Source organism: Martelella alba, from assembly GCF_005217455.1.
Classification (GTDB): domain Bacteria; phylum Pseudomonadota; class Gammaproteobacteria; order Enterobacterales; family Enterobacteriaceae; genus Acerihabitans.
On sequence record NZ_SZPQ01000002.1, the window covers coordinates 295271 to 308851 of the forward strand.

Annotated in this window: 12 protein-coding genes; 7 read left to right on the plus strand and 5 right to left on the minus strand. The window is 55.1% G+C overall.

The annotated features are described in order from the left end of the window. The first annotated feature begins 69 nt into the window (after positions 1-69). Entirely contained in the window at positions 70-3873 is a 3804-nt protein-coding gene (gene putA / locus FCN80_RS03720; protein WP_445081503.1) for a trifunctional transcriptional regulator/proline dehydrogenase/L-glutamate gamma-semialdehyde dehydrogenase, read from the plus strand. Positions 3874-3885: 12 nt separating this feature from the next. Here the strand turns inward: putA and fliZ are convergent, their stop codons facing one another. The 3 genes from fliZ to FCN80_RS03735 form a co-directional block, all read right to left on the minus strand. Then, positions 3886-4395, minus strand: coding sequence for a flagella biosynthesis regulatory protein FliZ (fliZ, locus tag FCN80_RS03725; RefSeq protein ID WP_136988541.1), 510 nt, complete (start codon positions 4393-4395; stop codon positions 3886-3888). 47 nt (positions 4396-4442) lie between these two features. Further along, positions 4443-5168: an RNA polymerase sigma factor FliA gene (locus FCN80_RS03730; RefSeq protein ID WP_306767833.1), complete on the minus strand. Its 726-nt coding sequence runs from the start codon at positions 5166-5168 to the stop codon at positions 4443-4445. Between the two features lie 241 nt (positions 5169-5409). Further along, positions 5410-7053, minus strand: coding sequence for a flagellin N-terminal helical domain-containing protein (locus tag FCN80_RS03735; RefSeq protein ID WP_136988542.1), 1644 nt, complete (start codon positions 7051-7053; stop codon positions 5410-5412). Between the two features lie 279 nt (positions 7054-7332). Here FCN80_RS03735 and fliD point away from each other — a divergent pair, with 279 nt between their 5' ends. From fliD to FCN80_RS03755, 4 genes are all read left to right on the plus strand, one after another. Further along, entirely contained in the window at positions 7333-8793 is a 1461-nt protein-coding gene (fliD, locus tag FCN80_RS03740; RefSeq protein ID WP_136988543.1) for a flagellar filament capping protein FliD, read from the plus strand. Between the two features lie 42 nt (positions 8794-8835). Beyond that, on the plus strand, positions 8836-9225 hold the full coding sequence (gene fliS / locus FCN80_RS03745; RefSeq protein ID WP_136988544.1) for a flagellar export chaperone FliS: 390 nt from the start codon (positions 8836-8838) through the stop codon (positions 9223-9225). 137 nt (positions 9226-9362) lie between these two features. Beyond that, the gene (gene fliT, locus FCN80_RS03750; RefSeq protein WP_230492464.1) at positions 9363-9740 is read left to right on the plus strand and encodes a flagellar protein FliT; all 378 of its coding nucleotides are present in this window, start codon (positions 9363-9365) and stop codon (positions 9738-9740) included. Positions 9741-10203: 463 nt separating this feature from the next. After that, the gene (locus FCN80_RS03755) at positions 10204-10458 is read left to right on the plus strand and encodes a CsbD family protein (RefSeq protein ID WP_136988545.1); all 255 of its coding nucleotides are present in this window, start codon (positions 10204-10206) and stop codon (positions 10456-10458) included. Positions 10459-10490: 32 nt separating this feature from the next. Here FCN80_RS03755 and FCN80_RS03760 read toward each other — a convergent pair whose 3' ends face one another. Then, the gene (locus FCN80_RS03760) at positions 10491-10694 is read right to left on the minus strand and encodes a hypothetical protein (RefSeq protein WP_136988546.1); all 204 of its coding nucleotides are present in this window, start codon (positions 10692-10694) and stop codon (positions 10491-10493) included. Positions 10695-11335: 641 nt separating this feature from the next. Here FCN80_RS03760 and FCN80_RS03770 point away from each other — a divergent pair. Both FCN80_RS03770 and FCN80_RS03775 read left to right on the plus strand, forming a co-directional pair. Further along, positions 11336-11575 (plus strand): con-10 family general stress protein, encoded by a 240-nt coding sequence (locus tag FCN80_RS03770; protein WP_136988548.1) that lies wholly within the window; start codon positions 11336-11338, stop codon positions 11573-11575. A 199-nt stretch (positions 11576-11774) separates the two neighbouring features. Beyond that, positions 11775-12488, plus strand: a complete 714-nt coding sequence (locus FCN80_RS03775) for a helix-turn-helix transcriptional regulator (protein WP_136988549.1) — start codon at positions 11775-11777, stop codon at positions 12486-12488. Positions 12489-12821: 333 nt separating this feature from the next. Here the strand turns inward: FCN80_RS03775 and FCN80_RS03780 are convergent, their stop codons facing one another. Further along, positions 12822-13460, minus strand: a complete 639-nt coding sequence (locus tag FCN80_RS03780; protein WP_230492465.1) for a PAS and helix-turn-helix domain-containing protein — start codon at positions 13458-13460, stop codon at positions 12822-12824. Between the last annotated feature and the right edge of the window lie 121 nt (positions 13461-13581).

Here is a 13581-nt window from a genome sequence, read left to right on the forward strand (position 1 = left end):
GCCCCCCGTTCGGAGAGATGGCCTTTGGAGAGCGAACCCGATAACGAACCGGCCGCCGTTGCCGATGATATACCCCCCCCGCCGCGCCAGACACCCGTTTTCCGGGATTTTGCCGACGCGTTATTGCCCATTTCGCCATTACGCGAAGCCACGCTTGCCGCCTGGCGCGCGCCGGAGACCGCGCTGATACCCGCCCTGCTGGCGCAGGGGCGGTTAACGCCGGCACAAAACGCGGCCATCGCGTCGCTGGCCGCGCGTTTGTCCGCGGCGCTGCGTTCCGCCGACGGTCGAAGCGCACGAACCGGTATCGCCCAACGGCTGCTACAGGAATACGCCTTATCGTCGCGGGAAGGGACCGCCTTAATGTGTCTGGCGGAAGCCCTGTTGCGCATTCCCGATAACGCCACCCGCGACGCCCTGATACGCGACAAACTCAGCCGGGGACGCTGGCAGGTCCATCGTGGCCACAGTCCCTCCCTGTTTGTTAATGCCGCCACCTGGGGTCTATTGCTGGGCGATCGAATACTGTCCGCGCAAGAGAAGCCGGGCCTTGCCCGCACGTTGTCCCGGGTCGTCGCCCGAGGCGGCGAACCGCTGATTCGCCAGGCGATGGCGGCCGCCATGCGTTTGATGGGCGCCGAATTCGTCGCCGGCGAGGACATCGCCGCCGCCCTGCGCCATGCCCGCCGGTTGGAAACGCGAGGTTTTCGCTATTCCTACGATATGCTGGGCGAGGCCGCGCTGACCGATGACGATGCCCTGGCCTATCTGGCCGCCTACCGACGGGCTATCGAAGCTATCGGCGCGGCGGCGGCCGGGCGCGGTATTTATGGGGGACCGGGAATATCCATCAAGTTATCGGCGCTGCATCCCCGCTATTGCCGGGCGCAATACACGCGGGTCATGACGGAACTTTATCCGCGGCTAGTGGAATTGACGGTGCTGGCCCGCCGATATGATATCGGCATTAATATCGATGCCGAAGAAACGGATCGGTTAACGATTTCTCTGGATTTGCTGACCAGATTGTGTTTTGAGCCGGCGTTGCAAGGCTGGGACGGTATCGGCTTTGTGATTCAGGCTTACCAGAAACGCTGTCCACAGGTCATCGACGAGCTGGCCGACCTGGCCGGACGCAGCGGCCACCGGTTGATGGTCCGGCTGGTCAAGGGCGCCTATTGGGACAGTGAAATCAAGCGGGCGCAAATCGAGGGAGCGGTGGATTATCCGGTCTATACCCGCAAAATCCATACCGATATCGCCTATCTGGCCTGCGCCCGGCGCCTGTTGGCTCAGCCCGCCCTTTTCTATCCGCAATTCGCCACCCATAATGCCCGGACGCTGGCGGCTATTTATCAGGTTGCCGGACCAGAGCGATATTCGCCTGGCCAGTATGAATTTCAGTGTTTGCATGGCATGGGCGAGGCCTTGTACGCCCAGGTGGTCGGCCAAACCGCGCAGGGCGGACTCGATCGCCCTTGCCGCGTTTATGCGCCGGTGGGTGGCCATGGGACGCTGTTGGCTTACCTGGTGCGCCGGCTTTTGGAAAACGGCGCCAATAGCTCTTTTGTGCATCGTATCGCCGATCCCGCCCTGCCGCTGGAAACCCTGCTGGCCGATCCGGCGGCGCAAGCGGTGAATCAGGCCGGTGGGGACGGCGTGGTCGGTCGTCCCCACCGCGCCATTGCTCTGCCCCGTCATCTTTATGGCGCAAAGCGGTTAAACGCCGCCGGACTTGATTTGGCCGATGAGCTTTGCCTGCGCCGCCTGGCGGAGGCGTTGACCGGGGATGCCGCTTTTGAGCGGGCGGAACCGCTGGTTGCCGGTCGCTGGTGCGCGACGGAAGCAAATACCGCCGATACGGTTTTTGGAGAAACGCCCGTGGCGGATGCCATGACATCCGCCAGCAACGCCGTGGACTGGCGACCGATTCACAACCCGGCCGCCAGCCGCGATCAGGTCGGCGTCTGTCGCGATGCCGACATGCCCGACGTGCGGCTCGCCCTTGACTATGCCGGGCGCCATGCCGCTGACTGGGCGGCCTGTCCGGCCGGGGAGCGGGCCGAGGTTCTTAACCGGGCGGCCGATTCGCTGGAGGCGCAAATGCCGGCGTTTATCGGTTTACTGGTCCGCGAGGCCGGCAAAACCCTGGCTGCCGCCATTGGCGAGGTGCGGGAAACAGTGGATTTCCTGCGCTACTACGCCAGTCTTGTCCCGCATATCGCCTATGGCGCCGCAACGCCGCTCGGCACGGTGGTCTGCATTAGCCCCTGGAATTTTCCCTTGTCGATTTTCCTGGGCCAGATAGCGGCGGCGCTGGCAACCGGTAACCACGTGCTGGCCAAGCCGGCGGAGCAAACCCCGCTTATCGCCGCGCGCGCCATTCGCGTATTGCTGGCGGCAGGCATCCCCCCTGAGGCCATCCAGTTACTTCCTGGCCCCGGCGAGCGTGTCGGCGCGGCGCTGGCCGCCGATACGCGCGTGCGCGGCGTCATGTTCACCGGCTCAACCGACGTTGCCCGGCAATTGCAAAAGACGTTGGCGAACCGCTTGAATCCCGACGGACAACCGGTACCGCTTATCGCCGAAACCGGCGGTCTGAATGCCATGCTGGTGGATTCGTCCGCCCTGACCGAACAGGCGGTGGCGGATATCGTGACTTCGGCGTTTGACAGTGCCGGTCAGCGCTGTTCCGCGTTGCGTCTGCTCTGTGTGCAAGACGCCGCCGCCGATCGCACCCTGGCGATGTTGCGCGGCGCCATGGCGGAATATACCCTTGGCGATCCGCGCCGGCTGTCCGTTGATATCGGACCGGTCATCGACGAGACCGCCCGGCGGGATATTGAGACCTATATCGAGGCCATGCGGGCAGCCGGACATCGCGTATGGCGGGTTAACGCGCCGGCCGGGGACGGCGGGGGGACGTTTGTCGCGCCGACCCTTATCGAATTGCCGCGAGTCGAAGCGCTGACCCGCGAAGTCTTCGGCCCGGTACTGCATGTGGTGCGTTACCGGCGGGAGGCCCTCGACGACCTGATTACGGCGATCAACAGCCGCGGCTACGGACTGACCTTTGGCCTACACAGCCGCATTGACGCCGTCGCCGAGCGGGTTATCCGCCACGCGCGGGTGGGCAATTGCTATATCAATCGCAATATGATCGGCGCGGTGGTAGGCGTGCAGCCGTTCGGCGGCGAAGGTATGTCGGGTACCGGTCCTAAAGCCGGCGGACCGTTGTATCTCTACCGACTGCTGGCCCGGCGGCCCGACGATGGCCTGCCGGCAACATTGACCGCGCTGGGTGAAGGGGAGCCTGGTTGCCGGGAAACGCGCGCGGCGCTAACGGCGTTGATCGCTTGGACCGAAACCCGCCACGGCGCGGAACTGGCCGAGCGTTTTCGCCGGCTCGGCGAGCTTTCCCCATCCGGCCGGCAATGGATGCTGCCCGGCCCCACCGGCGAGCAAAATCTTTATTATCTGGCACCGCGCGCTCACATACGCTGCCAGGCGGACAACGATGTCGATCGGTTGACGCAACTGGCCGCGTTGGCCGCCATTGGCGCCGTCGCCCTGTGGGCCGCGACCCCCGGCGAGCGCGCGCTTCATGACGCGCTGCCGGCCGCGGTCCAAGATATGATCAGGCTGGGAGCGGCCGATAACGATAGCGTGGAAGGAGCGCTGTTTCATGGCGACGACGAGACATTGACCGCGCTGGTTCGCCGCCTGGCCGACCGGCCCGGCCCAATCATACCCGTGCAGGCTTACAGGCGAGGCGACACGGCGATTAGGCTGGACGGACTGCTGGTGGAACGGGCGGTCAGCATCAATACTACCGCCGCCGGCGGCAATACCGAATTAATGGCGCTGGAGTAGCGCTGCTTGGCGTTAAAAACTGCGCTGCCAATCGAGATATTGATCGTATTTGCGCAGCGCAATTCGATAATTGCTTTGCGCCGCGTCGGGAATATCGTCGATTAATTGTTGCGATGCGCACGGTCGCTCCAATTTATCATGAGGATAATTGCGGGCGGCCAGCATTTCATCCAGGCGACGTAGCCTTACCACATATTCACGAATTGTGCTGTGGCTCATGGCGGTCTGTTCAAATAGATATTGCTTGAAGGCTTTTATATCAAAATAATTTGGTTCGGCATGGCAGGAAATCACGCTGCAAAACCGGCATAATGCCACCAGTTCCCGGCTTAAATTGTGCCAAAGCGTATCGTCAATCAATTGATCCATGCCGGCGATGGCTTCTTTATTGATAATTTGCCCGCGAAAGACCAGCGTCATGCGGTCCAGGGGCTTGCCGCACTGGCAACAATGGGTTTGGCTGTGCTTGAAATCTTTTAGATAGCGGCTAAGCGGCCGTTTCTTTTCCACTTTGGCTAACATGTCGTTTTCCCTAGTGCTGGAATCGGTTGCCTCTGTGAGAAAGGCGGTCAGATATCGTTATTTAATCGCGCCCGCAAGCGTTTGATAGCCTGGCTGTGTAATTGGCTTACCCGCGATTCGCCGACCTCCAACACCGCGCCAATCTCTTTGAGGTTCAGTTCTTCCTGGTAATAAAGAACCAGGACCATCTTTTCTCGTTCAGGTAATGCGTCAATGGCTTCTATGACTTTTTCCCGCAATTTACCTTCCATGAGGACATTCAGGGGATTGGATTCCTCATAGCCCGGCATGAGATTATCGACGCTGTCCCCATGATCTTCACACCATTCGTCATAGGAAAATAACTGGCTGTTATTGGTATCCAGTAATATTTGCCGATATTCCTGCAAGCTAATATTTAAAGTCTGGGCCACTTCCTGTTCCGTGGCCGCCCGGCCAAGCTGCTGTTCGGCTTGATGGATGGCCTGAGCGACTTCTCTGGCGTGTCGCCGCACGCTGCGCGGCACCCAATCCCGGCTTCTCAGCTCGTCAAGCATGGCGCCGCGAATGCGCTGCACCGCATAAGTGGTAAACGCCGTGCCCTGCAGGGAGTCATACCGTTCCACCGCGCTCAACAGCCCAATGCCGCCGGCCTGGAGTAAATCATCCAGTTCTACGCTGGCGGGCAGTCTGACCTGTAATCGCAGAGCCTCATGGCGGACCAGGGGAATATAGCGCTGCCAGAGGGACTGTTTATCGATTACGCCCGTGGCAGTATACAGATCGCTCACCATGACTCACCCTACATTGATCCCGTTATCACCTGTATTATCCCGGTACCGGCCAAGATCAATCGCTGGAATAGTCACGCAATTACCCCTTTATTTACGTCTTGTTACCTAACTTTGCTGTTTGCTTGCAATAAAACAAATCATTAATAAACAATTACCTGCCTATCGAGTTACTCCCTACGCCTGGTGTGGAAAAACCCCGCGCGAGCGCGGGGTCGTCGGGTTTGATCGCCTTTTGGGACGATTATTTCAACAGAGACAGGACGGTCTGCGGAACCTGGTTGGCTTGCGCCAGTACCGAGGTACCCGCCTGTTGCAGAATCTGCGCCTTGCTCATATTGGACACTTCCGTCGCATAGTCGGCATCCTGGATACGGGATTGCGCTTCGCTCAGGTTGGTGGTGGTGCTGCTCAGGTTGTCGATGGTGGAATCCAGACGGTTCTGGATGGCGCCCAGGTTGGAGCGCAGGGTATCCACTTCCGACAGGGCATGGTCCAGGGTCGCCAGGGAATCCGTGGTCGCCGGGCTGGTAATGGCCTTGGTGGAGTCGGCGGTTACCGACACGGCGCCGGTGGAGCTGTCGATGGAGACCGTTGCGGCATAGGAGTTACCGTCTGAATCCTGGACGAAATAGTTGCCGTCGGCGTCTTCCACCAGCGTACCGCCGGTCAATGCCGAGCTGTTGTTGCCGCTGGTATCGCTGATGCTGATGGAGGTGACATCGGTGCCGTTGATCGTGCTGGCGGTGGTATCTTCACTAAAGACACCGCCCGTCGTGGTACCGGCCGTCTTATTACCTACAGTGATAGTTGATCCATCGCTGCTGACAGACTGCGCATCATAAAGTCCATCAGACGTTTCAACGTAATATTTACCGGAGGCATCTGTTACCAGTGTCCCCCCGGAAATCGTTTTGCCCGAGTCGTCCTTGAATGTCAGCGATGTCGGATCCGCAATAGTCGCCGTGGTACCGCCCAATGTTACAGTGGTATTGGCAGCGGTGACATCGGTTAATGTCTTATCGCTATCCGGTACGAAGCCCGTCGTACTGTCACCAGTGGTCGCACCGCTTACCTTAACGGACGTACCGTCGCTGCTGATGGAATCGACCTTGTACATGGTAGTACTGGTGCCGCTTCCGGTTTCAATATAATAGTTATTATCATTGCCTTTCACCAGCTTACCGCCGGAGATAGCGTTGCCAGCGGAATCCGTTACCGACAACGCACTAAGATTTGCCGTTGTTTCAGTGACAGTGGTACCGCCAACCGACACCGAATCACCATCTGCAACGTCGGTTACTGTGGTCAAATCACCCACCGTCCCTGCCTTGACAGTATTGGTCTGACCCACGGTACCATTGACATTAAACGTTCCCAGGCCCAGGGTCTTGGAATCCACCTGCTGCAAATCAATGGAAATGGTTTCGCCGTCGTTGGCGCCCACCTGAATGGACAGGCTCTTATCCGAGCTCAATACCTTAACGCCGTTGAAATCGGTCTGCTGGGAGATACGGTCCACTTCCGACAGGCGCTGGGTGATTTCATCCTGGATGGATTGCAGGTCGCTTGAAGAGTTGGTGCCGGTTTGCGCCTGTACCGTCAGGGTACGGATGGCTTGCAGGTTATCGTTGATTTCGTCCAGCGCGCCTTCGGTGGTCTGCGCCAGGGAGATGCCGTCGTTGGCGTTGCGCGATGCCTGGGTCAGGCCGTTGATATTGGATGTCATGCGGTTGGCGATGGCTTCGCCGGCGGCGTCATCCTTGGCGCTGTTGATACGCAGGCCCGATGACAGACGTTCAATCGCTGTTCCCAGGGCGGATTGGGACTTATTCAGGTTATTCTGGGCCATCAGCGAAATGCTGTTGGTATTAATCACTTGTGCCATGGCATATTCCTTTTAATGAATCATCAGGGCTGAGTTAACTGTGTCGGCGTTCTCGCCGGTCGGCGCGAATGGCCGTCCCCCCTTGTATCGGCGACGCCCTGGCAACCTTTAGACGAAAATGCAAAATTTCCCCTCTGTTCCCCCCGGGAGCCAATGGCCGGAAATACCCACGCTAATGCCGCTGTTTATCCCCGATGGCGCGCAAAAAAATTCGGTAAACTTCCTGCCGTCTGTGCCGATAACCGCTGTGCTTACCGTGCATGCATATGGAGAAAGAGTATGACAGCAGCCATCAGCTCATTAGGCGTCGGGTCCAATCTGGATTTAAGCAGCTTGTTGGATTCGTTGCAGACAGAAGAAGAAACACGGCTTGACCCCATTACCGCCAAACAGGACAGCTATAACGCCAAGCTGACCGCTTACGGCACCTTGCAAAGCGCCCTGGAAACCTTCAGCACCGCCACCCAGGCCCTGGCCGATCCGACGCTGTACACCCAGCAGGTGGCCAGCACCAGCGATAATTTCAGTACCGATGTGGGATCCGACGCCGTCAGCGGCAGTTACAGCATCAGTATCCAGCAACTGGCCTCGGCCCAATCGCTGGTCACCAACCAGGTGTTCAGCGATACCTCCACCGCCATCGGCGCCACCGGCAGCACTGATCGCACCCTGAGCATCCAGGTCGGCGACGGCAGCGCGGTCGATATCAGCCTGACCGACGCCCAAACCAGCCTGAGCGGCCTGCGCGACGCCATCAACAGCGCCAACGCCGGCGTAACCGCCAGCATCGTACAATCCGGCGACAGCGGCTACCAATTGGTGGTGACCTCCAATGATACCGGCGCGGCGTCCCAAATAACCATGAGCGTCAGCGGCGACGATACCCTAAACGCCATCCTCGGTTATGACAGCAGCGACACCGACGGCAACGCCGATTCCGGCATGACTGAAGCGGTTAAAGGCCAGGACGCGCTACTGACCGTTAACGGGATTTCCATCGATCGCAGTAGCAATACCATCAATGATGTGCCGCAGGGCGTCACCCTTACCCTGAATTCGGTGACCACCAGCACGCAAAACCTGGTGTTGCGCCAAAGCATCACCGATACGGACAAAGCCATTGACGACTGGGTATCGGCCTACAATTCCCTGCTTACCACGTTTAATACCCTGGACGCCTACACGGCGGTGGATGTCCAGTCCAGCTCGCAATCAAGCGACAACGGCCCGTTGCTGGGCGACAGCGTGCTTAGCTCGGTAAAAGATCAGATAAAAAGCCTGCTCAGCACCGCCCAAAGCAGTTCCACCTACAAGGTACTGAGTCAGTTGGGCATCACCACCAATGTGGACGACGGCACCCTGAGCGTCGATGAAACCTCGCTGATTAAAAACCTGACCGCCAACCCTTCCGCGGTATCGGACTTTTTCGTCGGCAACGGTACCACCACCGGCCTGGCCACGCAAATGGTGTCCACTATCAACACCTTTACCTCGGACGATGGCGTTATCGCCGGCGCCGAATCCAGCGTGAAGTCCATTTTAAGCGGCCTGTCTGATCAGTATACCCAGGTACAAAGCAGCATCGATTCCGATATCGCCCGCTACAAAACCCAGTTCACGCAACTGGACGTGCTGATGTCCTCCCTCAACCAGACCAGCACCTTTCTGACCCAACAGTTCGATGCCATGAACGGGACTTCCAGCAGCAGTAGCAGTAGCAGTAGCAGCAGCAGTAGTTGAGGACGGACAAAAAACGAATAAGGGAAACGCAAGGATTTTACTATGTACGGTACACAGGCATACGCCGCGGTGGGACTGGAAAGCGGCGTGATGAGCGCCAGCCCGCACAAGTTGATTACGTTGCTGTTCGACGGGGCGCTTAGCGCCCTGGCCAAGGCGGATATCTATCTGGCGCAGGGCGATATCCCCGCCAAAGGCAAATCGCTATCGCACGCCATCAATATTATCGACAACGGGCTGAAAGCGGGATTGGATATGGACCAGGGTGGCGAGCTCAGCCGCAATCTCGCCGAACTTTATGATTATTTTTGCCGGCAACTTATCCAGGTCAATTTGCACAACGACCGGGAGTTGCTAAAACGGATCCGTGGATTGCTCTGGGAAATCGCCGATGCATGGAAACAGATCTCTCCCGACAACACTCAACCATAGCAATGGTGACGACTTGAACAGTCTCGTGTTCCGTTTCTAATAATGGTTATCCCGACACGTCAAGGTGTGTGATAAAAGTAGCTAGAAAATGAGCAGGATTAACCCATTGTATATGTCAAATACCTTTTAGGATAGCCATGATGGATGCTTGCCCCTCCCTATTGGACCATTACCAGCAAATCCTTGCCTTGAGTGAAAATATGCTGATGATGGCGCGTGAGTCAGAATGGGATACGTTAGTTTATATCGAAGAAAAATACGTTCAGGCCGTGGCGAAAATCACCGAGCTCAATAACAGTCAAGACAACGCCCTGCCGACGGTTATTCAGGAAAAAATCAGTCTGGTACTACGGCAATTGCTTAAAAACGAATCAGAAGTCAATCGACTGCTGCAAGCCCGGCTGAATCAATTGCGCGAGCTGATAGGCCAATCCAACCGCCAGCAATCGGTCAATTCGACTTATCATAAATTTTCAGACCCCGCGTCGATGTTGCCGGGTGAAATAAAAAAATAACCGTTTACCCGAACGGTAAAAATCATCCCATCCGCGGATGCATAGAGAGTAATGTGAACCTGCCGCAGACATGATGCTTGCATAACCCGCAGGCATCTATGCCCGGTCCTGGCCCGCCGCGATGCCCAACCCGCCCCGCACAAGCCCTCTTCCCCCTCGTGCCGCGCCTTATGGCCATCCCCCTACTTCGATGCGCGTTAGGCATCCTCTCCGTGGCGGTACACACAGCGCGTGGCACGACAAGCGAATCGCCATGCTTTACATCGCCGCTTTATTGACGGCGTTCGCCGCCCCGGCGCCGGCGCCTTCGCATCTGGGGAAGTGAAACCGGCCCCAGCGGGCGGAAAACAATAACCTCGCCTATACTCGTGATACTTCACGTTGCCGCTTTATCGGCCGCGAGGCAACGCGAAATCGCTTGACGAAACAGTCAACCATGTCGGGATAACGCAGGAGGATGATCATGTACAATAAAGCCAGAGACAAAGCGGAGACATTGGCGGGCAAGGTTCAAAAGGCATCGGGGCGCGCCACGGGCGATTGCGCGTTGCGCCTGGAAGGAAAACTCCGTAAACACGCGGCCCAGGCTTGCGAATGCGTGAATGACTGCATGGCGACGCTTAAGCGCAAAACCGCCGATGATCCGGTTTCCGCGCTATTGATTGCCGGCGGCGTGGGATTTCTGCTGGCCAAAGTACTCGGTCCCCGTCGCCGCTAACAGGCTTTGGCGGGCCGCTCGCACGGCATCGGTCACACGGCGAGTAGGCCGATGGCGACCCCGATGAAAAAACGCCGGGCAGGGTCCGGTTCGCGTTCTTGCTCGCCGGCGAGATAAGCCAACAGATTCGCCGTCTGTATGTATTGTCCTTGCCGGTGCAATGCCAATACCGCGCGTCCGACAATTTGCTCAATGACATCATGGGTGTGCTGCAATGCCTGTTCGGTTACATCCATCGCCGTTTCCCGTCATAAAAACGTCATGTTAGCCGGCTTCCATGTCAGAAATATGACGGCGGCGAAAAGGAGGATGCATGCCGAAAGCGCCTCGTACCCAAATGACCAAGTACGATTAAACCCCTCGCGGGATTTTGCCGGCGCTTGCCTACGGTAACAGTGAATAAAAATCTTATTCCCGCTTTGCCGCAGACTTTACGTTAGGGTAGTGACTCATTCAGTCAGCAGGTATTCAGGCGTTAATTTCACTCCCATAAATATCCTCGCCAAAATTTACGTATCACGCGGGTAAGATTAATCTTAAATGCCCGCAACGTTTTTGCCTGGGGAACTGTTTTATTCTAAATTTTATTATAAACACATTAATTATTTTAATGATTATATATTTTACTTCGAGACGCATCGCGGCGGCAAGCGAGCGGCAAATTCGCCGAGAACGAATGTGAACCGCCAACGGCGGGCCTCCGGTGAGAGACCGGATGTCTCTCATGCCTCCCCAGACGCATAGCTGAGGATGTGACCGGGGCGGGCGGGCGCCGCCAATAAAGGGCAACTTGAAGTATGACCAGCATATTGGGGTATTACGCTATTTTTATCACCCAATCTCATGTCTGATAAAAGCAACGGACCAGGACAAGATTATGGTAGAACATCGCGGCGGTTCAGGTAATTTTGCGGAAGATAAAGAGAAAGCCTCAAAGGCGGGCCGAAAGGGCGGCCAGAATAGCGGCGGGAACTTCAAAAATGATCCTGAACGCGCCTCGCAAGCGGGACGCAAAGGCGGCCAGCACAGCGGCGGGAATTTCAAGAACAGTCCGGAACGCGCTTCGCAGGCAGGACGCAAAGGCGGAAAAAACAGCCACGGCGGCCGCGGTTCCTGATGATTCTTTCCGGCCCTTTGCCGTTTCGGTGAAGGGCGTTTATCGCGGCCTGCCGCCATTCGACCCTTTCGCGGCCTTGCCCCCCGCTCACCCGAACAAAGACGCGATAGAGCAATATCTACTCTTCAAAAACGCTTATTTAGTTGTAGTTTAGTCATTATCATTCGTTAAAGGAAAGTTTTTCGCCAGGAGGCCAACTATGAAACCACAACACCCCATCGAACCGGAATGTTTGATGCTCGATTCCCTCAATCACGTTCCGCTGATTGCTTTAATGGAACACTCGACCATTCCATGGGCCATTAAAAGTAACGACTCGCGTTTTGTTTATATCAATGAGCCATGTAAAGATTTCTTTAATATCCCGGCCGGTTTTGATTTCGAAGGCCGGCTGGATGAAGAGTTTCCCACGCCATGGTCCGAAATGGCGCCGGAATACCAAGCGCATGATCGCAAAGCGGAAGCCAGTAAAGAAGGCGCCGAGATTATCACAACATCCTATTTCGGCCGCGATGCCATTCTTGAACCCTGGTATTGTCCCAAGTTCCCTCTTTATAACCGGACAGGCGATGTCATCGGCAGCATTTTTTACGGTAAACGATTTAATTTCCTTTCCGTATGTGATTTTTTCAACAGTCTCAAGCCGTCGGTCCTTACCCTCTCGCCGCCGGATGATACCTTCACTGAGAAAGAACTCGATGTCATTTTCTACGTTTTACAAAAATTGAGTGCCAAGGATATCGCCCTGCGTTTATGCCTGTCGCACCGAACCGTGGAAAACCGGCTGAATACCATTTATGGCAAAATCAATGTCAACTCCGCCAAGGAATTGATTGAATATTGCCATCACTCGGGATTGAACTGTTATGTGCCGAAGAAGCTGCTCCGGGAAGGCGTTGATTTTTTCTGGTAATGGCGACTCTACGGACACGCGGCGCCGGCGCATTAACCAACTTGACTTTATCAAAGGCAAGCAGGGCTCACACCGTGGTGCTCCTTGGTCGGAGAAAGGAATTGATATCGGAATTGAAGCCAAAAATTAACATTTCCGCTTAGTGTTGTATCATACGTTCCAGTTGATTTATTTGGGCCAACAGTGGCCCTTTTTTCATGCTATGGGAAAAGAACTTTGATAATTGTGAATATTAATCCTGGCGTAAATTTGTTCTAATTCGCACATACCTATCGATTAAGTTTTTATGTTTATCATAATACCGATTACATTTGAATCATAATTTTCAAGAAATTAAAATTCCAAATGCACTACTCCAATAAAACGCTTAGGTAAATATCGGTGATATTCTTTAGAGACACAAAAATTTTTGAAATCATCGAAATGATTCACGCCAACCTTTTCATACAAGGTTTGCATATAACTTTCCACTGTTCGCGTAGATAAGTTTAGCCTTTCCGCTGTTTCTTTGTTCGTTAAGCCCTGTAATCGAAAAAACATCACCTCGCAATTCCTCTCTGTAAAAAAATAATCCGGCTTATTGAGAAGTAATGATCCCGGCATATTCCCTTTTATGAAATCATTCAATGTAAAGACTTCAAGATTTTTTGTATAAACACAAATACCCACGCATTCATTTTCATCATTATAATAAGGGACCTTGTTAACTATATATGGACACTCAACAGCGGCGGGATGAATTTCAAGGCATCGCATTGCCTTTTCACTCGATGTTATTTGTTTGTCTTGACGTATAAATTCCACGCCCGTATCATCTATTTCGAATAATTTAGATTTAATTTCAATATCTGATTTTCCCAACACGTCAGACTTGTTTTTCAACCCCAACAAATCCAATGCGGCTTTATTTGTATAAATATGTCGGGATTCAAGATCTTTAATCACATATGGCGATGAAAACTGATCAAGCAAACTTATCATTGATTGATGAATTTATAGTGAAAAGTGTTTTGTTATCAAATTGACATTATACAAAACCATAGCTGAGTCTTGCTGGAGTCCAGGCGGTTAAAAATGACAACGAAATGGAAGC